The organism is Campylobacter ureolyticus ACS-301-V-Sch3b (assembly GCF_000413435.1).
GTDB classification, from domain to species: domain Bacteria; phylum Campylobacterota; class Campylobacteria; order Campylobacterales; family Campylobacteraceae; genus Campylobacter_B; species Campylobacter_B ureolyticus_A.
In genome coordinates, this window is the sequence record NZ_KE340328.1 from 59,258 (window position 1) to 82,911 (window position 23,654).

The 23,654-nt window shown below is 29.9% G+C and carries 29 protein-coding genes; 27 read left to right on the forward strand and 2 right to left on the reverse strand.

Annotated features, from left to right (window positions below; translation table 11 throughout):
- The 22 genes from fmt to HMPREF9309_RS07670 all read left to right on the forward strand — a co-directional run bounded on the left by fmt (nt 1) and on the right by HMPREF9309_RS07670 (nt 16,703).
- Nucleotides 1–909, forward strand: coding sequence for a methionyl-tRNA formyltransferase (gene fmt, locus HMPREF9309_RS07565; RefSeq protein WP_016647352.1), 909 nt, complete (start codon nt 1–3; stop codon nt 907–909).
- Entirely contained in the window at nt 906–1,103 is a 198-nt protein-coding gene (locus HMPREF9309_RS07570) for a hypothetical protein (protein ID WP_016647353.1), read from the forward strand. The genes fmt and HMPREF9309_RS07570 overlap by 4 nt, the downstream gene beginning before the upstream one ends.
- On the forward strand, nt 1,104–1,739 hold the full coding sequence (locus tag HMPREF9309_RS07575; protein ID WP_016647354.1) for a biotin--[acetyl-CoA-carboxylase] ligase: 636 nt from the start codon (nt 1,104–1,106) through the stop codon (nt 1,737–1,739). It abuts the gene before it with no gap.
- The gene (locus HMPREF9309_RS07580; RefSeq protein WP_016647355.1) at nt 1,736–2,527 is read left to right on the forward strand and encodes a ParA family protein; all 792 of its coding nucleotides are present in this window, start codon (nt 1,736–1,738) and stop codon (nt 2,525–2,527) included. Before HMPREF9309_RS07575 ends, HMPREF9309_RS07580 begins: the two co-directional genes overlap by 4 nt.
- On the forward strand, nt 2,520–3,380 hold the full coding sequence (locus HMPREF9309_RS07585; protein WP_016647356.1) for a ParB/RepB/Spo0J family partition protein: 861 nt from the start codon (nt 2,520–2,522) through the stop codon (nt 3,378–3,380). Before HMPREF9309_RS07580 ends, HMPREF9309_RS07585 begins: the two co-directional genes overlap by 8 nt.
- A gap of 83 nt (nt 3,381–3,463) precedes the next feature.
- Entirely contained in the window at nt 3,464–3,886 is a 423-nt protein-coding gene (locus HMPREF9309_RS07590) for a F0F1 ATP synthase subunit B family protein (RefSeq protein ID WP_016647357.1), read from the forward strand.
- A gap of 1 nt (nt 3,887) precedes the next feature.
- Nucleotides 3,888–4,394 carry a F0F1 ATP synthase subunit B family protein gene (locus HMPREF9309_RS07595; protein ID WP_016647358.1) on the forward strand — a complete coding sequence of 169 codons (507 nt, stop codon included), beginning with the start codon at nt 3,888–3,890 and terminating at the stop codon, nt 4,392–4,394.
- On the forward strand, nt 4,394–4,927 hold the full coding sequence (locus tag HMPREF9309_RS07600) for a F0F1 ATP synthase subunit delta (protein ID WP_016647359.1): 534 nt from the start codon (nt 4,394–4,396) through the stop codon (nt 4,925–4,927). Before HMPREF9309_RS07595 ends, HMPREF9309_RS07600 begins: the two co-directional genes overlap by 1 nt.
- 13 nt (nt 4,928–4,940) lie before the next feature.
- Nucleotides 4,941–6,458: a F0F1 ATP synthase subunit alpha gene (gene atpA / locus HMPREF9309_RS07605; protein ID WP_016647360.1), complete on the forward strand. Its 1,518-nt coding sequence runs from the start codon at nt 4,941–4,943 to the stop codon at nt 6,456–6,458.
- 9 nt (nt 6,459–6,467) lie between these two features.
- Nucleotides 6,468–7,358 (forward strand): ATP synthase F1 subunit gamma, encoded by an 891-nt coding sequence (gene atpG / locus HMPREF9309_RS07610; RefSeq protein WP_016647361.1) that lies wholly within the window; start codon nt 6,468–6,470, stop codon nt 7,356–7,358.
- 14 nt (nt 7,359–7,372) lie between these two features.
- A complete protein-coding gene (atpD, locus tag HMPREF9309_RS07615; protein ID WP_016647362.1) occupies nt 7,373–8,773 on the forward strand; it encodes a F0F1 ATP synthase subunit beta in 1,401 nt (466 codons plus the stop codon).
- Between the two features lie 9 nt (nt 8,774–8,782).
- Entirely contained in the window at nt 8,783–9,175 is a 393-nt protein-coding gene (gene atpC, locus HMPREF9309_RS07620) for an ATP synthase F1 subunit epsilon (RefSeq protein ID WP_016647363.1), read from the forward strand.
- A 4-nt stretch (nt 9,176–9,179) separates the two neighbouring features.
- The gene (locus HMPREF9309_RS07625) at nt 9,180–9,755 is read left to right on the forward strand and encodes a MotA/TolQ/ExbB proton channel family protein (protein ID WP_016647364.1); all 576 of its coding nucleotides are present in this window, start codon (nt 9,180–9,182) and stop codon (nt 9,753–9,755) included.
- The gene (locus HMPREF9309_RS07630; protein WP_016647365.1) at nt 9,756–10,148 is read left to right on the forward strand and encodes a biopolymer transporter ExbD; all 393 of its coding nucleotides are present in this window, start codon (nt 9,756–9,758) and stop codon (nt 10,146–10,148) included.
- A gap of 11 nt (nt 10,149–10,159) precedes the next feature.
- Nucleotides 10,160–10,972 carry a TonB C-terminal domain-containing protein gene (locus tag HMPREF9309_RS07635; RefSeq protein ID WP_016647366.1) on the forward strand — a complete coding sequence of 271 codons (813 nt, stop codon included), beginning with the start codon at nt 10,160–10,162 and terminating at the stop codon, nt 10,970–10,972.
- 48 nt (nt 10,973–11,020) lie between these two features.
- Nucleotides 11,021–12,268 (forward strand): Tol-Pal system protein TolB, encoded by a 1,248-nt coding sequence (gene tolB / locus HMPREF9309_RS07640; RefSeq protein WP_016647367.1) that lies wholly within the window; start codon nt 11,021–11,023, stop codon nt 12,266–12,268.
- Between the two features lie 52 nt (nt 12,269–12,320).
- On the forward strand, nt 12,321–12,803 hold the full coding sequence (locus tag HMPREF9309_RS07645; RefSeq protein WP_016647368.1) for an OmpA family protein: 483 nt from the start codon (nt 12,321–12,323) through the stop codon (nt 12,801–12,803).
- A 3-nt stretch (nt 12,804–12,806) separates the two neighbouring features.
- Nucleotides 12,807–13,712 carry a tetratricopeptide repeat protein gene (locus tag HMPREF9309_RS07650; RefSeq protein WP_016647369.1) on the forward strand — a complete coding sequence of 302 codons (906 nt, stop codon included), beginning with the start codon at nt 12,807–12,809 and terminating at the stop codon, nt 13,710–13,712.
- 59 nt (nt 13,713–13,771) lie between these two features.
- On the forward strand, nt 13,772–14,347 hold the full coding sequence (locus tag HMPREF9309_RS07655; RefSeq protein ID WP_016647370.1) for an FKBP-type peptidyl-prolyl cis-trans isomerase: 576 nt from the start codon (nt 13,772–13,774) through the stop codon (nt 14,345–14,347).
- Between the two features lie 6 nt (nt 14,348–14,353).
- Nucleotides 14,354–15,283 carry an ACP S-malonyltransferase gene (fabD, locus tag HMPREF9309_RS07660; RefSeq protein WP_016647371.1) on the forward strand — a complete coding sequence of 310 codons (930 nt, stop codon included), beginning with the start codon at nt 14,354–14,356 and terminating at the stop codon, nt 15,281–15,283.
- Entirely contained in the window at nt 15,280–15,966 is a 687-nt protein-coding gene (locus HMPREF9309_RS07665; protein ID WP_016647372.1) for a 5'-methylthioadenosine/adenosylhomocysteine nucleosidase, read from the forward strand. The genes fabD and HMPREF9309_RS07665 overlap by 4 nt, the downstream gene beginning before the upstream one ends.
- A gap of 5 nt (nt 15,967–15,971) precedes the next feature.
- A complete protein-coding gene (locus HMPREF9309_RS07670) occupies nt 15,972–16,703 on the forward strand; it encodes a tRNA 2-thiocytidine(32) synthetase TtcA (RefSeq protein ID WP_016647373.1) in 732 nt (243 codons plus the stop codon).
- A 10-nt stretch (nt 16,704–16,713) separates the two neighbouring features.
- Here HMPREF9309_RS07670 and recO read toward each other — a convergent pair whose 3' ends face one another.
- Entirely contained in the window at nt 16,714–17,331 is a 618-nt protein-coding gene (gene recO, locus HMPREF9309_RS07675) for a recombination protein RecO (RefSeq protein ID WP_016647374.1), read from the reverse strand.
- A gap of 108 nt (nt 17,332–17,439) precedes the next feature.
- On the opposite strand from recO, the gene accD reads away from it, so the two are divergent.
- From accD to HMPREF9309_RS07700, 5 genes are read left to right on the forward strand one after another with little or no spacing between them, the layout of a single operon-like run.
- Nucleotides 17,440–18,375 carry an acetyl-CoA carboxylase, carboxyltransferase subunit beta gene (accD, locus tag HMPREF9309_RS07680; RefSeq protein ID WP_016647375.1) on the forward strand — a complete coding sequence of 312 codons (936 nt, stop codon included), beginning with the start codon at nt 17,440–17,442 and terminating at the stop codon, nt 18,373–18,375.
- 3 nt (nt 18,376–18,378) lie between these two features.
- On the forward strand, nt 18,379–18,831 hold the full coding sequence (locus HMPREF9309_RS07685; protein ID WP_016647376.1) for a 23S rRNA (pseudouridine(1915)-N(3))-methyltransferase RlmH: 453 nt from the start codon (nt 18,379–18,381) through the stop codon (nt 18,829–18,831).
- A 9-nt stretch (nt 18,832–18,840) separates the two neighbouring features.
- Nucleotides 18,841–19,194, forward strand: coding sequence for an RNA polymerase-binding protein DksA (dksA, locus tag HMPREF9309_RS07690; protein WP_016647377.1), 354 nt, complete (start codon nt 18,841–18,843; stop codon nt 19,192–19,194).
- Between the two features lie 16 nt (nt 19,195–19,210).
- Nucleotides 19,211–20,206: a hypothetical protein gene (locus HMPREF9309_RS07695; RefSeq protein ID WP_016647378.1), complete on the forward strand. Its 996-nt coding sequence runs from the start codon at nt 19,211–19,213 to the stop codon at nt 20,204–20,206.
- A gap of 3 nt (nt 20,207–20,209) precedes the next feature.
- Nucleotides 20,210–21,130, forward strand: coding sequence for a tRNA dihydrouridine synthase (locus tag HMPREF9309_RS07700; protein ID WP_016647379.1), 921 nt, complete (start codon nt 20,210–20,212; stop codon nt 21,128–21,130).
- A gap of 494 nt (nt 21,131–21,624) precedes the next feature.
- Here the strand turns inward: HMPREF9309_RS07700 and uvrB are convergent, their stop codons facing one another.
- Nucleotides 21,625–23,601, reverse strand: a complete 1,977-nt coding sequence (gene uvrB, locus HMPREF9309_RS07705) for an excinuclease ABC subunit UvrB (RefSeq protein ID WP_016647380.1) — start codon at nt 23,599–23,601, stop codon at nt 21,625–21,627.
- Nucleotides 23,602–23,654: the final 53 nt, after the last annotated feature.

Sequence of the window (23,654 nt, forward strand, 5' to 3'; positions counted from 1 at the left end):
ATGAGAGTTATTTTTATGGGAACACCAAGTTATGCGGTAGCTATTTTAGATAAACTTATAAAAAAAAATTATAATATCGTTGGTGTCTTTACTCAACCTGATAAAGTCGTAGGTAGAAAAAAAATATTAACTCCACCAGATGTTAAAAACTATATTTTAAAAAATAATTTAAATATTGAAATTTTTCAACCAAATAGTTTAAGAGAAGATGCTATTTATAAAGAAATTTTAACTCTAAATCCTGATATTATAATAGTTGCAGCTTATGGACAAATTTTACCAAAAAACATTTTAGAAATTTGCCCTTGCATAAATTTACACGCTTCAATTCTTCCAAAATACAGAGGAGCTAGCCCTATACAATCAGCTATTGTAAATAATGATAAAATTAGTGGTGTAACAGCTATGAAAATGGGCGAAAAACTTGATGATGGAGATATGCTTGGATTTTCATTTTTAGATATCAGCCATTTAAAAAGTGATGAGGTTTTTAAACAAATGGAGGCATTAGCTTCAAATTTAACAGTTAAAATTTTAAAAAATTTAAATAATATAGAAAATTTTTCTCAATTTGATGCTCTTTCATCAAAATGTTCAAAGATAAAAAAAGATGACGGTTTAGTTAAATTTAGTGATGATGCAAAAGCAGTTTTTCAAAAATTTAAAGCATTTTATCCATGGCCTGGAATATTTTTAGAAGATGGAACGAAGCTTTTAGATATTGAGTTTGTGGGTGATAGTAAAAGCAATGATTTTGGAAAAATTGTAAATTTGGATAAAAAAAGCTTTGATATAAATTTTAAAAACGGTGTTATAAAGATTTTAAAAATACAAGAAAAAGCTAAAAAGCCACTTTTAGCAAATGATTTTATTAATGGAAAAAGATTAAAAATAGGCGATATTTTATGAAAAAAATTTTAATTGCATTTGTTATTTTAGCTATTGCAATGAGTTTTTATAAATATCAAAAAGCAAAAGAAGAGGCTAAAATAGAAGCTGTAAGAAATTTATCAGATGAAGAACTTGAAGATTTATGCTTGAATAAATACAACAAAGCAGCTTGCACGGTTAGAGGCACAAGATTTATAAAGGAAAATAAATAAATGGAAATTTTTTATATTCAAACTTGTTCTTCAACTCAAAATGAAATTTTAGAAATTTTAAAAGAAAATGTTAAAAAGCCACCATTTGCAATTGTGTCAAAAACCCAGACTAATGGTATTGGAAGTAGGGGAAATAGTTGGCAAAGTAGCGAGGGAAATTTGTTTTTATCATTTTGCATTGGAAAAAATGATTTAAATAGCGATATTAATACATCGTCTTTAAGTATATATTTTTCTTATATTTTTAAAATTATTTTAAGCGAGCTTGGCTCAAATGTTTGGATTAAGTGGCCAAATGATTTTTATATCGGTAAAGATAAAATTGGCGGAGTTATAACCACTAAATTTAGGGATATTTATATTTGTGGAATAGGGCTTAATTTGGTTTCAAACGGTGAGTATATTAAGCATTTAGACATAAAAGTAGATATTGATGACTTACTCATAAAATATTTTAAAAAACTAGAAGAAAAAATTTCATGGAAGCAAATTTTTAGCAAGTTTTTGATAGAATTTGAAAAGTCAAAAGATTTTTGTTCGCACATCGATGACAGGAGTGTTTTATTAAAAAATGCTATTTTGTGTGATGATGGATCGATTTTAATAGATAATAAAAAGGTGTATAGTTTAAGATGATTGAGATTATTACTATTGCCAACCAAAAAGGTGGAGTTGGAAAAACAACAACGGCGATAAATTTATCAGCTTCTTTAGCAGTTGCTGGAAAGAGAGTTTTACTAATTGATGTAGATCCTCAGGCAAATGCGACAACAGGGCTTGGATTTAGTAGAAGTGAGTATGAGTTTAATATCTATCATGTTTTAACAGGTAGGAAAAAACTCTCTCAAGTTATACTAAAAACCGAAATTCCAACTTTGTTTTTAGCACCTTCAAATATCGGTCTTGTTGGAATAGAGCAAGAATTTGCAAATAATGATGGGGATTTTAAGTTAATTTTGCAAAAAAAAATTAATGAAGTTTTGGATAGATATGATTATATAATCATTGACTCACCTCCAACTCTTGGAAGTATAACTGTAAATGCTCTTAGTGCAAGTGATAGTGTGATAATTCCTATACAGTGCGAATTTTACGCACTAGAAGGACTTGCACTTATTTTAAACACAGTTAAAATTATTAAAAAAACAATAAATCCAAAACTTATTATAAAAGGCTTTTTGCCAACTATGTATAGTTCGCAAAATAATCTTTCTAAAGAAACTGTTTCAAATTTAGAGCAACATTTTAAAAATAAGCTTTTTAAAACAGAAAATGAGCATGGTTTTGTTGTAATTCCTAGAAATGTTAGGCTTGCTGAAAGCCCAAGTTTTGGCAAACCTGCAATACTTTATGATGCCAAATCAATAGGCAGTATTGCTTATCAGAATTTAGCAACTTGCATTATGGAGATACAAAATGGCTAAAAGTAAAAAATTAAGTCTTGGAAGAGGGTTAGATGCTATTTTGGGTGATGTTGAAATGGCATACACAAAAGAATTTGAAAGTGGAAAAAAAGATTTTGTTTTAGAAATAAATGTAGATAAGATAAAGCCAAACCCATATCAACCAAGAAAATATTTTGATGAAACTGCTATAAGTGAGCTTAGCGCTTCGATTAAAAGACACGGACTTATTCAGCCAATTATCGTTTTTAAAAAAGATGATGAGTATGTTTTAATAGCTGGTGAAAGAAGATTAAGGGCTGTTAAGCTTTTAGGAAATAGCACTATAAAGGCAATTGTTGCTGACATAGAGTCTAAAAACTTAAGAGAACTTGCATTAATAGAAAATGTTCAAAGACAAGATTTAAATCCTATGGAGCTTGCAAACTCATATAAAGAGTTAATTGATGAGTATAAAATAACTCAAGATGACTTATCTGATATTATTAAAAAATCTCGCTCACAAATTACAAACACGCTTAGGCTTTTAACACTTTTAGATAAAACAAAAGAAGCCTTAAGTGATAATAAAATTTCACAAGGTCATGCAAAAGTTTTAGTTGGTCTTGATAAAGAAAAAGAAGAAGAAGTTTTAAACACAATAATTGGTCAAAAATTAAGCGTTAGACAAACTGAAGATCTAGTTAAAAAAATCAAAAGTGGCAATAAGCCAGGAATAAAAAAAGAAAAATTAGATTTAAATTTTATAAGTGAGATTAAAAACCTAAAAACAAAACTTTCAAATTTTGGAAAAATAAGTATTAAAGATAAAAAAATTTCAATAGAATTCAAAGACATTAGCGAAATTAAAAAATTAATCGATAAAATTAGTTAAAAAAATTTTTAACTTTAATCAAACTTTCATAAAATTTATTGTATGATACCAAGGTTTATGTTTTGAAATAAAAGGAGTGCAATGTGATAGAAATCAGTGTATTTGCATATATCTTCACCATAGTAGTATTTATAGGACTTGTTGGTTATCTAAACAGACGCCTTTATCAACCTATGCTTAATTTTATGGATGCAAGAGATGCCGCTATACAAAAGGATGAAAAACTGGCTAGTCAAAATTTGGCAGATGTCGGTTCCGAGGCTTTGGAAATAGAAAATATTCTAAGCAAAGCAAGAGATGAGGCTGCAAAGATAAGAGAAGCTGGACTTAGTGAGATAGAGAATGAAAATAGCAAAAAAATAGAAGAAAAAACTACTTCTTTGGAAAATGACTTGGCTTCATATTTACAAGATTTATCTAAACAAAAAGATGAAATTAAAAAAGCTCTTGAAAAACAAATTCCTGATTTTAGAGCAGGAATAAAAGAAAAATTAGCAAGGATATAATATGAAAAAATATCTATTTTTATTTATTATTCCAGTAGCAATTTTTGCTAGTGAGGGCTCAAAAAACTACGATATAATTCCAAGGCTTTTTAACTTTATTTTATTTTTTGGAATTTTATTTTATCTTTTAAAAGATTTTGCTATAAAAGCATATAATGCTAGGATTAAGTCAATTGCTGATAGATTAGATGATATCCAAAATAAATTAAGAGATTCAAAAGCTAAAAAAGAACAAGCTAAAAAAGATGTAGAACTTGCTAAAGTTAGAGCTAAAGATCTTTTAGAAGTAGCAAAAAGCGAAGTTGAGACAACAAAAGTAAAATCAGCCGATTCATTAAAGCAAACTCTACTTGATTTGGAAAAAAATTATGAAAATAAAAAAGAATTTGAAAGCAAAAAGGTAACAAAAGAAGTTGTTGCTGATGTGCTAAGTCAAACTTTTAATGATCCAAGTGTAAAGCTTGAGCAATCAAAACTTATAGATATCATAAATAAGAAGGTTAGCTAATGAGTGGTGCAATAGTAGAAAAATATGCAAAAGCTGTTATGAGTGAATTTAAAGACAAAGAGCTTGATGAGTTACTATTAGATTTAAAAACTATCTCTCTTGCTTTTAAAGAGGATAAATTTAGCTCTCTTATAAACTCTCCGATAGTTGATACAAAAGATAAAGAGCACTTAGTTATGTCTCTTTTTAGTAAAAAAACATCACAAAAATTTGAGAATTTATTAAAGCTTTTATCACAAAATAAAAGGCTTAATTTAATACCAGATCTTTTTGAAAGAGTAAGTTCTATTTTAAGAACCTCCAAAAACAAATTTAAAGGTGTGATATATTCAAATGAAGATCTTGCAAAAGATCAAATTTCAAAACTTGAATCAATTTTTTCTAAAAAATTTGATGCAGATATATCTTTAGATTTTGACAAAGGAGATTATAGTGGTGTTAAGGTTGATTTAGAAGAACTTGGAGTCGAGATAAGTTTTTCTATGGATAGATTAAAACACGATATGAGTGATTATATATTAAAAGCAATATGATAAGGAGAAAAAGGTGAGTTCTAAGATTAAAGCTGATGAAATTAGCAGTATTATCAAAGAAAGAATTGAAAAATTTGATATCGGTATTGATATCGAAGAAACGGGAAAAGTAATAACAGTTGGTGATGGTGTTGCAACTGTTTATGGTCTTAAAAATGTTATGGTTAATGAAATGGTTGAGTTTGAAAATGGAACTCAAGGAATAGCACTTAACCTAGAAGAAAGCATTGTTGGTGTTATTATACTAGGTAGTATGGACGGCATCTCAGAAGGTGTTAGTGTAAAAAGATTAAATAAGCTTTTACAAGTTCCAGTTGGTGATGGCTTAATAGGTAGAGTTGTAAATGCTTTAGGTGAACCAATTGATGGTAAAGGTGCAATTGAAACAAAAGAAACAAGATTTGTTGAGGAAAAAGCTAAGGGGATTATGGCTAGAAAAAGTGTTCATGAGCCACTTCAAACAGGTCTTAAATCAATTGATGCTCTTGTTCCAATCGGTAGAGGCCAAAGAGAGCTTATTATTGGAGATAGACAAACAGGAAAAACAACAATCGCTCTTGATACTATAATAAATCAAAAAGGTCAAGATGTTATTTGTATTTATGTAGCTATCGGTCAAAAGCAATCAACTGTTGCTCAAGCTGTTAAAAAGCTTGAGGAATATGGAGCTATGGATTATACTATAGTTGTAGCTGCTGGAGCTAGTGATCCTGCTACACTTCAATATCTTGCACCTTATTCTGGTTGTACAATGGGCGAATATTTTAGAGATAACGCAAGACATGCTTTAATAATTTATGATGATTTAAGCAAGCACGCTGTTGCTTATCGTGAAATCTCTCTTATTTTAAGGCGTCCACCAGGCCGTGAAGCATATCCTGGAGATGTTTTTTATCTTCATTCAAGATTACTTGAAAGAGCAAGTAAGTTAAATGATGAGCTAGGAGCTGGTAGTTTAACTGCACTTCCTATTATTGAAACACAAGCAGGAGACGTTTCAGCTTATATTCCAACTAACGTTATTTCTATTACAGATGGTCAAATTTTCCTTGAAACAAACTTATTTAACTCAGGTGTAAGACCAGCTATTAACGTTGGATTGTCAGTTTCAAGAGTTGGTGGTTCAGCACAAATCAAAGCTATTAAAAAAGTTTCAGGTACATTAAGACTTGATCTTGCTCAATATAGAGAGCTTCAAGCATTTGCTCAGTTTGCAAGTGATTTGGATGAAAGCAGTAGAAGACAACTTGATCGTGGTCAAAGAATGGTTGAAATTTTAAAACAACCTCCTTATTCACCACTTGCTGTTGAAAAACAAGTTGTTATTATTTACGCAGGAACAAAAGGCTTTTTAGATGATATTGCAGTATCGGCTATCGGTAAATTTGAAGCTGAGCTTTATCCATACATAGAAGCAAGATATCCTCAAATTTTTGAAGATATAGTTAATAAGAAAACTTTAGATAAAGATACTGAAGAAACTTTGGTAAAAGCATTAAATGAATTTAAAGCGACTTTTTCTGCAGAATAGGAAAAATTAATGGCAAATTTAAAAGACATTAAGGCTCAGATTAGAAGTGTTCAAAACACGCAAAAAACAACAAAAGCCATGAAGCTTGTCTCTAATGTCAAATTAAAAAGAGCAAAATTTGCAGCCCTTCAATCAAGTGCTTATGCTATAAAAATCAATGAGGTTTTAAGCGAGATAGCAAACTACGCACAAGATATTGAAGAAGGAAGTAAATTAAAAAGACTTTTTGATACAAGCAATGAGATAAAAGTAGTGGATATTATATTTGTTACTGCTGATAAGGGACTTTGTGGTGGCTTTAACGCTCACACTATTAACGCTGTTAAAAACCTTATCAAAGAGTATCAAGATAAAAAAATAAAAGTAAGATTAAGAGCTATTGGTAAAAAAGGCATAGAGTATTTTAAATTTCAAGGCGTTGAAATTTATAAAAGCTTTATAGGGGTAAGTTCATCACCTACTTATGAAAAAGCTCAAGAAATTATCGAAGAGGCAATTGATGAGTTTAATATAGGTGAAACAGATAAAGTTATCATGGTTCACAATGGCTATAAAAATATGATATCTCAAGAAATAAGGATAAATGATATAGCTCCAGTTCTTCCGCCTGTTAAGTCTGATATTTCTCAAAATAATTCTGTTATAGAATTTGAACCTGCAAAAAACAGTGAAAAAATTCTTGAAGAATTAATGGTTAAATATTTGGAATACAGCATGTATTATGCACTAGTTGATAGTTTAGCAGGTGAGCATAGCGCTAGAATGACCGCTATGGAAAATGCCAGTAATAATGCAGAAGAAAGAGTGACACATTTAAATCTTGCTTATAATAAAGCAAGACAAGGTTCTATTACAACTGAGCTTATTGAGATTATCAGTGGCGTTGAATCAATGAAATAATTTAAGGAGAGTTTATGAAAGGTATGATTAGTCAGGTTTTAGGGCCTGTTGTAGATATAGATTTTTCTTCTGATTATCTACCGCAAATTAACGAAGCAATCGAAGTTAAGTTTAGCGTTGAAGGTATTGAAAGAAGACTTATTTTAGAAGTTGCCGCTCATCTTGGCGACAATAGAGTTAGAACTATTGCTATGGATGCAAGTGATGGTCTTACAAGAGGTCTTGAAGTTACAGCTCTTGGAGCCCCTATTTCTGTTCCAGTTGGCGAAAAAGTTTTGGGTAGAATTTTCAACGTTGTAGGTGAGCTTATTGACGAAGGCGAAGAGACTGAGTTTGAAACAAAATGGTCAATTCATAGAAGACCACCTGCTTTTGAAGATCAAAGTACAAAAAGTGAAATTTTTGAAACAGGTATAAAAGTAGTTGATCTTTTAGCTCCTTATGCAAAAGGTGGAAAAGTTGGACTATTTGGTGGTGCTGGTGTTGGAAAAACAGTTATTATTATGGAGCTTATCCACAATGTTGCTTATAAGCACAGTGGTTATTCAATCTTTGCTGGTGTTGGCGAAAGAACAAGAGAGGGTAACGACCTTTATAACGAAATGAAAGAAAGTGGAGTTTTGGATAAAGTTGCCTTATGCTATGGACAGATGAACGAGCCACCAGGGGCAAGAAATAGAATCGCTTTTACTGGACTTACAATGGCTGAGTATTTTAGAGATGAAATGGGACTTGATGTTTTGATGTTTATTGATAATATCTTTAGATTCTCACAAGCAGGATCTGAAATGTCAGCACTTCTTGGAAGAATTCCATCAGCTGTTGGTTATCAGCCAACATTAGCAAGTGAAATGGGAAAACTTCAAGAAAGAATCACATCAACAAAAAAAGGATCAATCACATCAGTTCAAGCTGTATATGTTCCTGCAGATGACTTAACTGACCCAGCTCCAGCAGCTGTTTTTGCTCACCTTGATGCAACAACAGTTTTAAATAGAAGTATAGCTGAAAAAGGTATTTATCCAGCTGTTGACCCACTTGATTCAACATCAAGAATGCTTGACCCTCAAATTGTTGGTGAAGAGCATTATGAAGTTGCAAGAGGCGTTCAACAAATTTTACAAAAATATAAAGATTTGCAAGACATAATTGCAATTTTAGGTATGGATGAATTAAGCGAAGAAGATAAACTTGTTGTTGAAAGAGCTAGAAAAATAGAAAGATATTTATCTCAGCCATTCTTTGTTGCAGAAGTATTTACAGGAAGTCCTGGTAAATATATAACCCTAGAAGAAACAATTGCAGCCTTTAAAGGAATTTTAGAAGGTAAATATGATGATCTTCCAGAAGCAGCATTTTATATGGTTGGAAATATCGATGAAGTACTAGCTAAGGCTGAAAAATTAAAAGCTTAAGGATAAATTATGAAAGATAAATTTCAGTTAGAGATAGTTACTCCAAAAGGTACAATTTTCTCAGGTGAAGTTAAATCTGCTCAATTTCCTGGAAGTGAGGGCGAATTAGGAGTTCTTCCTAGTCACGCACCTTTAATAACGCTTTTAAATACAGGCCTTATTGAGCTAGTTGATGAAAATAATGAAAAAGATATGGTTGCTATAAACTGGGGATATTTAAAAGTTGATGAAGAAAAAGTTACTGTTCTTGCAGATGGCGCTGTATATGTTGGTGGAAAATCTGACAGCTCAATAGCTGAATCTTTAGATAAAGCAAAAGAGTTAATCGAATCAATGGGAAGTGAAAATGTAACATACGCTTCAACCATAGCAAAAATGGAAAATATGGCAAGGTCAAAATAAATAAATGTTAGATATTTTTCTTAGTTATATATCAAGAAGCTCATTTATAACTTTATTTGTTTTAATTTGGTTGTCTATTTATTTTATTACAACTTTTTCTATTTTAATTTCGAAGATGATATCCTTAAATTTATGGATATCATCTGAGATGAAAGCACTTGATTCTCTTTTACTTGGTGGTAAAATTTCAAATTTAACCACAGTTGTTAAAAAATATGCAACAGGAGAAACTACAAGAGAAAAACTTTCTGTTTGTAGCGCAATGGCTGAGAAAAACTCTACATCAGGACTTACTTGGTTGTCAATAATAGCCTCAACATCTCCTTTTATAGGACTTTTTGGAACTGTTGTTGGCATACTTGAAACTTTTACAAAAATAGGAACTTCAAATGCAAGTTTGTCTGTAATTGCTCCTGCTATAAGTGAAGCCTTAGTTGCAACAGGTGCTGGTATATTTGTAGCAATTCCTGCATATACTTTTCATCTTTTATTAAAAAGAAAATCATACGAACTCATGAATATTATATCTAGAATTATAGATGTTGTTTTATTAAATTCACAAGAAAGAGCAAGTAAATAAATGTTTGATTATAGCCAAAAGCCAGAGCTTAATATCACGCCATTGGTTGATGTTATGCTCGTTTTACTTGCCATTTTAATGGTTACAACACCAGCTATAATTTATGAAGAAAACATTTCTTTGCCAGATGGTTCAAAAAAAGAAGTTTCAAATTTAACCTCTGAAAATATTATTATAAGAATAGATGATAAAAGAAAAGTTTATATAAATAAAGAATCTATGAGTTTTAGTGAATTTAGTGATAATATAGTATTAAAATCTGCAAATTTAGATCTAAATTCGCCAGTTTATATACAAGCTGATAAAAATTTAACCTACAATGATGTTATGTATATTTTAAAGACACTCAAACAAGCAGGTTTTACGAAAATATCTCTTCAAACAGCTGGATAGTGGAGTCTTTTGTGAAAAAAGATAAAACTATAAATTTCTTATCTTTTATTTTTAGTACTTTAATTTATGTTTTAATTATACTCTCTATGCTTTTTTTTGCATATAATTCAAAAACTAAATATTTCGAAGATCAAAAATACACAAAAGACAAAGATGCCTTTATGGATATCACCGTAATGGACATTGATGATTCTTTAGCTCCTGTATCAAAAGATAGCCAAGAATTAGAGGATGAAAAAGAAGAAATTATTGAAAAAAAACCAAATTTGCAAGATGAAGATGAAAGCTTAAAAACCACAAATAAAAAAGTTCCACCAAAAGAAGAGAAAAAAGAAACTCCTAAGCCTGTAGAAAAACCAAAAAATGAAGAGTTATCTGATCTTTTTAAAGACATAAATAAAACCAAACTTGAGGAAAATATAAAACAAGAAGATCTTGTCCAAAGTAGAAAAAAGAGCGAAAAAACTACAAAAACAACCCAAAAATCATCTTCTAAAAGTAATACATCCAATATAAAGGGTGAAATAGCAAGGGGTAAATCTCAAAGAACTGGAGTTTATAATAAATTTATAGGCGAAGTCCAAAGTATTTTAACTAATGTTTGGAGCACATATAGAGCCTTGCCAAATCAAGATGCGACAGTTGAAATCACTATAAATAAAAATGGAAGATTGAGTTATGAAATTATTGAGTTATCATATAGTACGGAATTTAATCAAAAATTTAGAGACTATCTAAATAGGCTTGAAAACATTCAATTTCCAGTCCCACCTGATGGTGAAATTTATAAACATAAATATAAAATGAAAGATTTGATACGATAAATTTAAAAATTAGTATTAAAATTACAAAAATTTCTAAAGGAGAAATAAGTGAAAAAAATTTTTTTAATGTTTAGTTTTTGCATTTTTATGTTTGCAAACGATGCAACAACTACTATTGTTAATGAGGGCTTGAATTTGCCAAAAATTACAATTCAAGATGCTTCCAACCTAAATGATAAAAATCTTCAAAGTCAGTTTTTTAAACTAATACTTGGGGATTTAAAAGTAGGCGCAACTTTTGATGTTGATGATGGATATTACACAAGCTCATACGAGGGTGATTATAGTTCAAATTTAACAACCAATCCATCACTAATTGTTCGTTATGAATTAAATGGTGATGTATATACAGAGCTAGCCTTAAGAGTAAAAGTAATTGATGGAAAAAGCGGTAAAGTATTATATGAATCAAATTTCTCTCAAAAAAATGGTGCAAAATTTCCTTTTTTAGCACATAATGCAGTTTCTGAAATAGTTAAAAATTTTGGCTACTCAGATGTTGATTGGATGAATAAAATGTTAATTTATGCAGTTTATACATCTTCAGCAAATAGTTCTATTTTCGTATCTGATTATACTTTAACCTATCAAAAAGAAGTATTAAGTGGTGGGCTTAATATTTTTCCTAAATGGGGCTCAAAAGAGCAAGATGAGTTTTATTACACACATTATGTAAATGATGTTGAGCCAGTTATTTATAAGTATAATTTAAGAAATGCTAAAAAAACCAAAATTTTAGAAGGAAGTGGCATGCTTACAGTATCTGATGTAAGTAGCGATGGTACAAAACTACTTATTACAGATGCACCAAGCGATCAGCCAGATATTTTCTTATATGATTTAAGAAGTAGAAATAAAACTAAAATTACAAATTATCCTGGAATTGATGTAAATGGAAATTTTGTAGATGATGATACAAAAGTTGTTTTTGTAAGTGATAGACTTGGTTATCCAAATGTTTTTGCCACTGATATAAATGGTGGTGGGATAGAGCAAATGGTATTTCATGGAAAGAATAACAGCTCAATAAGCACTTCAGGAAACTATGTGGTTTATTCAAGCAGGGAAGAAAATAGAGATTTTAATCTTTATTTAATATCAACAAGAACAGATTATATTCGCCAATTAACAGCTGGTGGAAAAAATTTATTCCCTAGATTTTCACATGATGGTGGGACTGTGGTATTTATAAAAGATTCAAATTATCAAAGCGCTGTTGGGATTATAAGAATAAATGAAAATAAAAGTTTCCAATTTCCTTTGAAAATTGGAAAATTTCAATCACTTGATTGGTAAAAATTTAAATTTTGTGGTATAATTCTAACAAATTTCATTTTAAAGGAAAGTTATGAAAAAAACAGTTTTAACTTCAATCGCGATAGTTGCCATACTAATGGCTGGTTGTAGTAAAAAAAGACCAGAAGTTGCAGTTCAAGAAGCTCCTGTAATGTCAGATGCTCAAATGCTTGCTCAGCTTGCATCTCAAATTCAAAATCAAGTTCAAAATGTATATTTTGATTTTGATAAATACAATGTTAAACCTGAGATGCGCTCAGTTGTTAATAGCAACGCTGCATTATTTAATCAAGCAGGTGCAGACAGAATCAATGTAAAAGTTGAAGGAAACTGCGATGAGTGGGGAACAGATGAGTATAATTATGCACTTGGTCTAAAAAGAGCTAAATCAGTAAAAGATGCTTTAGTTGCAAATGGTGTAAGAGCAGATAGAGTTTCTGTTGTAAGCTATGGCGAAAGCAACCCTGTGTGCAAAGATAAGAGTAAATCATGCGATGCTCAAAATAGACGCGATGAGTTTAGAGTATTTTATTAATAGATGAGAAAAATTTTATCAATGGTGGTTTTTTTAGGAACCACCATTTTAGCACAGGAAGTTTCTGTTTTTGGAGCGGGAAATATAGCTTCTGAAAATCCTTATGGATTAACAGAAAATGAACAAGTCTTATTATCAAATAAAAAAAGAGTTGATGAAGTTGAGAGCAAGCTAAACTCATACAGCGAAGATATGATAGGTGTAAAGAGTGTAGTTGAGGGAACAAATTCTCAAATAGCTAAACTTGAAAGCAGGGTTTCTGATTTGGAAATTAGAACTACTGGTAAAGTTAGCAAACTAGCAAACAAACAAACTTCTGTCGTTACAGAGCAAGATATTTTAGGCTTAAGAAACGATATAGCTGATTTAAAAAGACAAGTTGAAATAATTAATCAAAAATTAGAAATCAACGTAAAAAAAAACCCTGAAGTAGTGGTTACTACCAAAAATCAACCAAAAAAAGAATTTACAAAAAAGCAAGAGACTTTACCACAACCAAATAAACTAGAACCAAAAGAAACGCAAGTAAAAAACATAACAAATAAAGTTGTTGCATTTGATGATATGAAGCCAAGTGAGATTGAAAAAATAGCACATAGGCTTTTTAATGAAAATAAATATATTGAATCAAAAATTCATTATGAATATTTAGCAAGTAAAAAATACAATCTTGCAAAAACAAATTTCATGTTAGGTGAAATTGCTTTCAATCAAAAATCTTATGCAAACGCCATAAAAAACTATCAAGAAAGCATAAAAAATGATGACAAGGCAGACTATATGCCAAAACTTTTGCTTAATGCTGGTATTAGTTTAGAAAAAATTGGTGATAAAAATAACGCAGATAAGTTTTTTAAAGTTTTAAAATCACAATTTCCTAGCAGTCCACAAGCAAAATCACTTAAATAATTATTTATTTCTTAATATTTTTATGATAAAATTAAAAAACATTTTAATAGGAGAATAATATGGAAAATAGAGTTATAACTATGTTTTATGAGTTAAAAGACAAACAAAATAATGAAATTTTGGAAACAAATTTCAATCTTGAACCATTTAAATTTTTAACAGGTTTAGGACATGTTTTAGAAAAACTTGAAAAAGAAGTTTTAAATTTAAGAGCAAATGAAGAAAAAATTATAAATATTTCTAAAGAAGAGGGTGCTATAGAGTATAATCCTGATGGCGTAAGATCTATCCCAAAAGAAGAATTCGCTGGAATTGAGCTAAAAGAAGGAATGGAGCTTATCGGAGAGAGCGAAGATGGAAGAAGTGCTAGAGTTATAGTAAAAGAGATTGGTAATGATGAAGTTATAGTTGATTTTAATCATCCTTATGCCGGAAAAGATTTAGAATTTAGAGTTAAAATTGTAGAAAATAGACTTGCAAGTGATGATGAAGTAGCAAGTGGAAGAGTTGAGGGTGAGCATGTTTGTGGTTGTCATAGTGATGATGATTGTTGTGGTGGGCATCACCACGATGAGCATGAGTGCTGCGGCGGACATCACCATGATGAACATGAGTGTTGTGGAAAACATAAGTAGGCAAATATGAAATACGCTTTTATTTTTCCAGGACAAGGATCGCAAAAAGTTGGAATGGGCAAAGATATATATGAAAACTTTGCTCAATCAAGAGAGATTTTAGATAGAGCTTCAGATTATTGCGAGATTGATTTTAAAAATTTACTTTTTACTGAAAATGAAAATCTTAGTAAGTCTGAATTTACCCAACCAGCTATTGTATTAAATTCATTTATGGCTTATTTAGCAATTGAAGAAACACTTGCTTTAAAGCCAGCTGTTTGTTTGGGCCACTCACTAGGAGAGTTTAGCGCTCTTGGCGTAAGTGATGCTTTTGATCTTTTAGATGCAATAAAACTTGTAAATAAAAGAGGCAAATTTATGCAAAAAGCATGTGAGGGCAAAAACGCTTCTATGATGGTAGTGCTTGGATTACCTGATGAGAGTATAGAAGAAATTTGTAAGAATGCTCAAGATAGTGGCAAACAAATTTGGGCGGCAAATTACAACTGCGATGGACAAGTAGTTGTAGCTGGAAATAAAGATGATCTTGCTTTATATGAAAAAGAATTTAAAGATGCAGGTGCAAAAAGAGCTATGCTTTTAGATATGAGTGTTGCAAGTCATTGTCCTATTTTAGAGAGTGCAAGCTTAGAACTTGTAGGTGAACTAGAGCCACTTTTAAGGGATGAGTTTGGCCCTGTTGTATCAAATGCTTCTTCTCAAATTTATTGTACAAAAAGTGATGCATTAGCTCTTTTAAAAGATCAGCTTGTAAAGCCTGTTTTATATAAACAAAGCATTGAAAATATTGATGAAATGGTTGATTGCTATGTTGAGTTTGGAGCAAGTGTTTTGGGTGGTTTAAACAAAAGAATTACAAAAAAACCTACTTTTAGTCTGTATGATGTAAAAACAATTAATGAGTTTATTAAATACGCAAAGGAAAATAGTTGAAAATAGCCATTTTAGGAGCCATGCCAGAGGAAATTGAGCCTTTTTTAGAAAAATTTGAGTGCAAAAAAATAAATTACGCAAACAATAATTTTTATTTTACAAATTTTAAAAATCATGAGTTAATCATAGCTTATTCTAAAATCGGCAAAGTAAATTCCACACTAACCGCAACTATTATGATAGAAAAATTTAAAGCTGAAATTTTACTTTTTTCAGGTGTTGCTGGAGCGTTAAAAGATGGGCTTAAAATTGGAGATATGTTAAGTGGTTCATCATTAGTTCAGCACGATCTTGATATTACGGCTTTTGGGCATCCTTATGGCTATGTTCCAGGAAATCCTATATTTATTGATAGTGATGAAAAACTTAATCTAATTGCGCAAAAAACTGCAAAAGAGTTAGATTTAAAACTTCTTTCTGGTATTATTGCAAGTGGTGATCAATTTATCTGTGATGAAGAGAAAAAAGAGTGGATAAAAAATACATTTAAAGCGGATATGACAGAGATGGAAGGTGCAAGTGTAGCTCTTGTTTGTGATGCTTTAAAAGTGCCATTTTTTGTACTTAGAACAGTTAGTGATGAGGCTGGTCATAAAGCTGAGTTTGACTTTGATAAATTTATGGTTGAAAGTGCCAAAATAAGTGCAAATTTCATACTAAAAATGATAGAAAAAATAAATTAATTTTTATGCAAATTAGTAAAAAACTTCTTAGAATTGTCGGTCAAACAAATGCAAAATATGAAATGTTTGAAGAAAATGATAAAATTTTACTTGGTTTAAGTGGCGGGAAAGATAGTCTTATTTTATCTCACATCTTAAATCATTTTCAAAAAGTTAGTCCTAAAAATTGGAAATTTAAAGCCGTTACTGTGGATTATGGTATAGGGCAAGATTTTTCTTATCTAATAGAGCATTTTAAAAACCATTGTATCGATTATGAGATTATAAAGACAAACTCTTTTGAGGTTATGCAAGAAAAGGCCAAACAAAATGCTACGATTTGTAGTTTTTGTGCAAGGCTTAGAAGAGGGCATTTATATACTTATGCTTTGAAAAATGGCTTTAACAAAGTAGCTTTGGGACATCATTTAGATGATGCGGTTGAGAGCTTTTTTATGAATTTTACATATAATGGAGCTTTAAGAACATTAGCTCCAAAATATACAGCCAAAAATGGACTTGTTTTGATAAGGCCATTAATTTTTGCAAGAGAAAGACAAATAAGAGATTGCGCTATAAAAAATGAGTTAAAAGTAGTTGGTGATGAGTGTTGCCCAGCTTATAGCATGGAAAACAAAATGCCTCACGCAAGGGCAAATACAAAAGAACTTCTTTTAAATTTAGAAAAAAATAACCCAAAACTTTTTATAAGCTTAAAATCTGCATTTGAAAACATACACAAAGATACATTTTTTTAATGTTTTTAATCTAAAACCCCTCTTTTAAAATTTCATAAAGCCTATCAACTTCTTCATCATTTAAATTTATTGTTGATATGTTTTTGTAATACTCATAAATTTTACTTTTTATAAAGCCATTTTTGCCAATACACTTTTCGTGGGCTGGTAAAAAAGCTCTTGCTAATGCTATTTTTTCGCTTTCTATTTTTTTATCACAAAAAAAGCAAATTTCCTCATCATGAAGCCTTCCTTCAAATTTTAAAATTTGAATATAGCTTTCTAAAAAAACTCTTTTTGGGTTTTGTTTTGCAATTTTTATGGCTGATTGATCTAAAATTTCAAAGTAGAATTTATTAACTTCTTCAAGGTCTTTTAGGTGGTTATAAAAAAGCCTAATAAACCCCTGCCAATATAAAAGCCTATCTCTGTCTAAAAGCCAACTATATCCAAGGTGCATTGTGTTTTTTAAAGTTGGTAAAAAATTAATTGAATTTTCTAGTTCAAAATCAAGTTTATATCCTAGTGTAATTTTAGAGTGTCTTGCGCCATAAAATCTATAGCAGCAAACTAGCAACTCATCTGTTAAAATGTAAACTATACAGTCTTCATCTTTTACTTTTTGAACTCTTAAAATATATCCTTGCATGAGTGTATTCTAGTAAAATTTAAATTTATTTTTGCTAAAATTAAGCTATAAAAGAAAAGATAAGGTTAGTTTTGTTATAATGTTGATTATTTTTATGAAGGTGGTAGAATGAATTTTGGTGATATATTTTCAAAAATAAGAAGAAAACAAGCAGATCCAAGCGAAGCTCCTACACATTGGATTAAGTGTCCAAACTGTCATTCTTTGATGTATTACAAAGAGGTTGAAGCATCATTTAATGTCTGTCCAAAATGTAATCATCATATGCGATTATCAGCAAGAGAAAGAATTTCTATTTTAGAAGATGAGGGAACTTTTGTAGAGTTTGATAAAAATTTAGAACCAGTTGATCCCTTAAAATTTGTAGATAAAAAATCTTATAAAAAAAGAATAAGTGAAGGTGAAAGCAAAACCGGAAGACAAAGCTCAGTCATTAGTGGTGAGATTGAAATTTATGGTATTGCTACTCAAATAGTTGTATTTGATTTTGCATTTATGGGTGGATCTTTGGGATCTGTTGAGGGTGAAAAAATAGTAAGAGCAGTTAAAAGATGCATTGCTAAAACACAACCTCTTATAATAATAAGTGCAAGTGGTGGAGCAAGGATGCAAGAAAGCACTTATTCTTTAATGCAGATGAGTAAAACATCGGCTGCGATTAAAAAACTTGGAGAGTACAAACTTCCTTATATTTCTATTTTAACAGATCCAACAATGGGTGGAGTAAGTGCTTCTTTTGCTTGGCTTGGAGATATTATTATAGCTGAACCAGGTGCTTTAATAGGCTTTGCAGGACAAAGAGTTATCAAACAAACCATTGGAGCTGATTTGCCAGAAGGTTTTCAAAGATCTGAGTTTTTATTAGAACATGGTTTAATTGATGCAATTGTTCCAAGAGGTGAGCATAAAAAATATCTAAGTGATATGTTGGAGCTTTTAGGTGCTCATAGAAAAGAAAATGCTAAGATAGATACCATAGAGCTAAAAACAGAAGATAAAGAGATAGAAGAAAGCAAAGAAGAGATAGAAGAGATAAAAGAGTAAAAGTTGGAAATTTTAGTTTATTCAATCTCAAAAGAAAAAATTGAGTTTTATTCTGAGATTAATGAATACATTAAGATGTCTAAAAAATATGCCAATATTAAAGATAAAGTTCTTTTTAATAATCAAATAGCAAAAGCTCAATCAAGCTCAAAAGATATGGCTTTAAAAGCTTATGATGAGACTTATGAGCCTTTAATAGAGGGTTTTTGTGTTGGGCTTGATGAGGGCGGAAAAATGCTTGACAGTGTTGAGTTTAGCAAACTTTTTTTAGCCAAAAATAAAGTTTCGTTTTTTATAGGTGGGGCTTATGGTTTAAGCAATAATTTTAAATCCAAAATGGATAAAATCATAAGCCTTAGCAAAATGACATTTGCACATAAGATAGCAAAACTTGTTTTATATGAACAAATTTTTAGAGGGCTTTGCATAAATGCAAACCACCCATATCATAAATAAAGAGGTAATATGAAAAAAACAGAGTTGGAGCATTTTAAAAATATTCTTGAACAAAGAAAACAAGAAATTATTGATAATATTAATGATTCTACAAAACAAATTGATGAGTTAAGACAAAATGGCGCTGTAGATGAGTTTGATGTGGCAAGTATAAGCACAGATTCTGATTTAGAATATTCAATAAGTAGCAAACAAAAAATAGAGTTAAATGCAATAAATGAATCTTTAAGAAAAATAGCAAATGGAACTTATGGAATATGCGAAATGTGCGATGAAAACATATCCATTGCAAGACTTAAAGCAAAACCTAATGTAAAACTTTGCATAACTTGTCAAGAAATTTCAGAAAAAAACAGCAATTAATAAAAGGAGGTTTTTTATGAGATTAAAGCATTTTATAATATATTCGCTGATTTATATCGGCTTAGTTGGTATTTTTGCTTTTGTGCAAAATGCATCTAGCTACAAAGTCTCTTTATTAGGTGTTGGGCTTGAACTTCCTGTGGCATTGTGGTTTGTTTTACCAATTATTATATTTGCAATTTTAGCTATTTTCCATGTTACTTGGAGTGGAATTGCAAATTTTAGACAAAGACAGGCTATAAAAAGCGATGAAGATATCTATGAAAATTACGCAAAAGAGATACTTTTAGGCATTGAAAGCGATAAAAAATTTAAAACTGATATTTTTAAAACCTCAAATGAAGTAACTAAATTTTTATCTCCTTGGCATACACATTCAGTAAATATCGAAAATGAAGATATTTCAGAAATCATCAATGTTCTTGAAAAGCTTAAAAAAGGAGAGGTTGTTGAACTTAAAAAATATAAATTAAATAATGACAATCCTTTAGTTATTCAAAATGAGTTTAATAAACTTCAAGAAAATAGCTCTTATGCAAGTGAAATTTTAAAAAATAAAAAAACTCTTGATGATGAGCTTAGTAAAAAAGCCTATGAAGCTGCTCTTAAAACATTTAGTTATTTTGATATCAAAAAATTTCCTTTTGAAATTTCAAAAGATGATGCTTTTCTTCTTGTTGAAAGATATGCAAAAGAAGAAAATTTTGAAATGACAAAAGATGATCTTTTAGATCTTTTGGCTATGTGTGATTTAGATAAATATGGTTATGTAAATGTAGCTAAATCTTTGGATAAAAAAATAGAACCAGATATTTTAATAGCTTTATTTAACAAGCTTAAGTCTGAAAAAGAAAGTGCATCTTATGCATATTTATATCTTTTGTATGAGTTTGGAATGATGGAAGAGTTAAAAAATATTTTAAATTACAGCGACGAATATCCAGAGTTTGAAATTTTAATGGATTTAAGAGATCAAGGTAAAAGTATCTCGGCAAATTACTTTTTTAGATAATAAATGATTGATTTTTCTAAAAAACCACTTTTTTTAGCCCCTTTAGCTGGATTTTCAGACATTGCTTTAAGGGGCGTTGTAAAGCGTTTTGGTTGTGATGTTACAACCAGTGAGATGATAAGTTCAAACGCACTTGCTCATAATGATAAAAAAACTCTTAAAATGCTTGAGAAAAATGAGGAAGAAATTCCTTATATTGTTCAAATAGCCGGAAATAATACCGATATTGTAAAAGAGGCTATTTTAGTTTTAAACAAATTTGATTTTATCGATGGTATAGACTTAAACTGTGGATGTCCTGCTACAAAGGTGGTCAAAAATGGCTCTGGCTCTGCACTTTTAAAAGATATAGATTTATTAAAAGAAATTCTTTTAACCATAAAAGAGTATTCTAATAAAAAATATTTAAGTATTAAAATCAGACTTGGTTTTGATGAGAAAATTCCTGAAATTTTAGTTAGTGAAATAGAAAAATGCGGTGTTGATTACATCGCTATTCACGGTAGAACAAAAGTTGGAGGATATAGCTCAAAGGTTGATTACGAGGCTATTTTAAGAGCTAAAAATGCAACCTTTATTCCAATTATTGCAAATGGGGATATAAGTTATGAAAATGCAAAAGAAGTTTTAAACTATACAAAAGCTGATGGACTTATGATAGGTAGAGCTAGCATTGGAAATCCATGGATTTTTTACGAAATAAAACATAATGAAAAAGTTAGTGATAAGATAAAAAAAGAGATTATTTTATGTCATTTTGATGAGATGATAAAACACTATAAAAATCAAGGAATTATTATTTTTAGAAAGCACCTTCATCAATATTCAAAAGGATATGATGGAGCTAGTGAGTTTAGAAATGAGATTAATCATATAAATGATGAAAATTTAATGAGAGAAAAAATAGAGCAGTTTTTTAGCTAAAATTATTCGATTTAACATTTTTTGGATATTTTGCTAATTAATTATAATAAGCGTTATATTTTAAATAAAAAATAGCTTAAAAAGACTATTGTTTTAAGAAAAAATTTTATAGTAGCCAATACTAGCAACTAAAATTTTAAAAGCTCAAAAATTTAATACTATGTCAAAATTTTCAAAAAAATGCTTGTTTTATTTATGACAAATACTCCCATAAAATTTATCACTCTTATGACAGCTGTTGCACATAAAGCATGTTTGCAACTTTAACAGGAGTTGAGTTTTTGATTTTAGTTGCTATAATTAAATTTCGCTTGTAGGTGCTATTTATAATAACTATAATATAGAAGTTTTAAATAAAGGCAGCAAAATAAAGGTAAAGTTATATTTTAAAACATTATAAATTATGTATTAATTTCATAGTTAATAATAAACAATATTTTTAAATATTGCCTTAAAAAAGCTACTAAAAATTTTTTAAAAAATAAACAATATTTTTAAATCTCTTTCATCTTTGCTATCTCATCTCTTAGGCTTGCTGCTTTTTCAAACTCTAAATTTGATGCTGCTTCAAGCATCTGTTTTCTTAACTCTTTTATGATTTTTGCTCGCTCACTTGCTGGCATTTTTTCTAAATTTTTACTTGCTCTTAAAATTTCAGCTTCATCTTCTATTTTTAAACTATCTTCTAAGTTTCTAGTTGCTGAGTGTGGTGTTATACCATTTTTTTTGTTGTATTCATCTTGATATTTTCTTCTTTGTGTTGTGATATCAATGGCTTCTTTCATTGAATTTGTAATTTTTTTATGAAACATTACAACTTTTCCATTTACATTTCTTGCAGCTCTTCCCATTGTTTGAATTAAGCTTGTTCGAGATCTTAAAAACCCCTCTTTATCAGCATCCATTATGGCTATTAAACTAACTTCTGGCAAATCAAGTCCTTCCCTAAGTAAGTTTATACCTATTAGCATGTCAAATTTCCCTTGTCTTAGACCTCTGATTAATTCATTTCTTTGTATTGCATCAATGTCTGAATGCATATATTTAACTTTAATTCCAAGTTCAAGATAATATTTTGTTAGCTCTTCTGCCATTTTTTTTGTTAGAACAGTTACTAAAACACGCTCATTTTTAGCTATCACATCTTTGGCCATATCGTATAAAATTTCAACTTGGTTATCGCTATTTTTTAAAATTATTTCAGGATCTAAAAGTCCAGTAGGGCGAAGTATTTGGTAAAATACCTTACCTTTTGAAAGCTCTATTTCAAAATCATTTGGAGTAGCTGAAACAAATAGAAATTTTCCTTTTTTATTTATAAACTCTTCAAATTTAAGTGGTCTGTTATCAAGAGCTGATGGAAGTCTAAATCCATACTCAACAAGAGTGTCTTTTCTACTTTTATCTCCTGCATACATACCGCGAAATTGTGGCAAACTCACATGGCTTTCATCTACAATTACTAAATAATCTTTGTTTTTTATCTCATAGTAATCAAACATAGAATATGGCGTTCCACCTGGCTTCATGCCTGTAATATATCTAGAGTAGTTTTCAACGCCTTTTGTTGAGCCAGTTGCTCTAAGCATTTCCAAATCAAACTCAACTCTTTGTTTAAGACGCTGCGCTTCAACTAACTTTCCAGCATCTTTAAAGAATTTAAGTCTTTCATCTAGTTCCATTTCTATTCCTTTTATAGCTTCTTTTAGCCTATTTTGACCAACGATAAACTGACTTGCTGGATATAAAATAAATTTATTTATAGTTTTAGTTCTTCTGTTTTCTAAAAAATCAAAATGATAAATTTCATCTATTTCATCACCAAAAAATTCAATTCTTACTGCTTCATCGTTAAAATAAGCTGGATAAATATCAATTACATCACCATTTACTCTAAAATTTCCTCTATCAAAAAAGTTATCATTTCTTGTATAGCCCATTTCAACTAGTTTTATAAGCATATCTTTTTGTGAGATTTTAAAACCATTTTCTAAAAACATAACCATACCTTGATACTCAGCTGGATTACCTAAACCGTAATTTGCTGAAACAGAGGCTACTGTTATAACATCATCAAAACTTAGTAAATTTGCAGTCGTGCTAAGTCTAAGTCGCTCTAACTCATCATTTATAGAGCTGTCTTTTTCTATAAATAAATCTTGCCTTGGAATGTATGCTTCTGGCTGATAATAATCATAATAACTTATAAAATACTCAACTTTATTTTTTGGAAAAAAACCTTTAAATTCGCTATATAGTTGAGCTGCAAGACTTTTATTGTGCGTCATGATTAAAGCTGGAATATTTAAATTTTTAATAATATTTGCCATTGTAAAGGTCTTACCACTTCCTGTAACACCTAGTAAAGTTTGATATTTGTTTCCTTTTAAAATGGAATTTACAATGCCATCAATTGCATTTTGCTGATCACTGCTTGGACTAAATTTGCTAACTAATTCAAAATTTTTCAAAAAACTCCTTTATTATTAAGCACATTTTTGATACAATCAAGCATTATAACAAA

Excerpts from the sequence above, each read along its gene's own strand:
- fmt (WP_016647352.1), top strand. The coding sequence starts at position 1 with ATGAGAGTTATTTTTATGGGAACACCAAGTTATGCGGTAGCTATTTTA.
- HMPREF9309_RS07570 (WP_016647353.1), top strand. The coding sequence starts at position 906 with ATGAAAAAAATTTTAATTGCATTTGTTATTTTAGCTATTGCAATGAGT.
- HMPREF9309_RS07575 (WP_016647354.1), top strand. The coding sequence starts at position 1,104 with ATGGAAATTTTTTATATTCAAACTTGTTCTTCAACTCAAAATGAAATT.
- HMPREF9309_RS07580 (WP_016647355.1), top strand. The coding sequence starts at position 1,736 with ATGATTGAGATTATTACTATTGCCAACCAAAAAGGTGGAGTTGGAAAA.
- HMPREF9309_RS07585 (WP_016647356.1), top strand. The coding sequence starts at position 2,520 with ATGGCTAAAAGTAAAAAATTAAGTCTTGGAAGAGGGTTAGATGCTATT.
- HMPREF9309_RS07595 (WP_016647358.1), top strand. The coding sequence starts at position 3,888 with ATGAAAAAATATCTATTTTTATTTATTATTCCAGTAGCAATTTTTGCT.
- HMPREF9309_RS07600 (WP_016647359.1), top strand. The coding sequence starts at position 4,394 with ATGAGTGGTGCAATAGTAGAAAAATATGCAAAAGCTGTTATGAGTGAA.
- atpG (WP_016647361.1), top strand. The coding sequence starts at position 6,468 with ATGGCAAATTTAAAAGACATTAAGGCTCAGATTAGAAGTGTTCAAAAC.
- atpD (WP_016647362.1), top strand. The coding sequence starts at position 7,373 with ATGAAAGGTATGATTAGTCAGGTTTTAGGGCCTGTTGTAGATATAGAT.
- atpC (WP_016647363.1), top strand. The coding sequence starts at position 8,783 with ATGAAAGATAAATTTCAGTTAGAGATAGTTACTCCAAAAGGTACAATT.
- HMPREF9309_RS07625 (WP_016647364.1), top strand. The coding sequence starts at position 9,180 with ATGTTAGATATTTTTCTTAGTTATATATCAAGAAGCTCATTTATAACT.
- HMPREF9309_RS07630 (WP_016647365.1), top strand. The coding sequence starts at position 9,756 with ATGTTTGATTATAGCCAAAAGCCAGAGCTTAATATCACGCCATTGGTT.
- HMPREF9309_RS07645 (WP_016647368.1), top strand. The coding sequence starts at position 12,321 with ATGAAAAAAACAGTTTTAACTTCAATCGCGATAGTTGCCATACTAATG.
- HMPREF9309_RS07650 (WP_016647369.1), top strand. The coding sequence starts at position 12,807 with ATGAGAAAAATTTTATCAATGGTGGTTTTTTTAGGAACCACCATTTTA.
- HMPREF9309_RS07655 (WP_016647370.1), top strand. The coding sequence starts at position 13,772 with ATGGAAAATAGAGTTATAACTATGTTTTATGAGTTAAAAGACAAACAA.
- fabD (WP_016647371.1), top strand. The coding sequence starts at position 14,354 with ATGAAATACGCTTTTATTTTTCCAGGACAAGGATCGCAAAAAGTTGGA.
- HMPREF9309_RS07670 (WP_016647373.1), top strand. The coding sequence starts at position 15,972 with ATGCAAATTAGTAAAAAACTTCTTAGAATTGTCGGTCAAACAAATGCA.
- recO (WP_016647374.1), bottom strand. The coding sequence starts at position 17,331 with ATGCAAGGATATATTTTAAGAGTTCAAAAAGTAAAAGATGAAGACTGT.
- accD (WP_016647375.1), top strand. The coding sequence starts at position 17,440 with ATGAATTTTGGTGATATATTTTCAAAAATAAGAAGAAAACAAGCAGAT.
- dksA (WP_016647377.1), top strand. The coding sequence starts at position 18,841 with ATGAAAAAAACAGAGTTGGAGCATTTTAAAAATATTCTTGAACAAAGA.
- HMPREF9309_RS07695 (WP_016647378.1), top strand. The coding sequence starts at position 19,211 with ATGAGATTAAAGCATTTTATAATATATTCGCTGATTTATATCGGCTTA.
- HMPREF9309_RS07700 (WP_016647379.1), top strand. The coding sequence starts at position 20,210 with ATGATTGATTTTTCTAAAAAACCACTTTTTTTAGCCCCTTTAGCTGGA.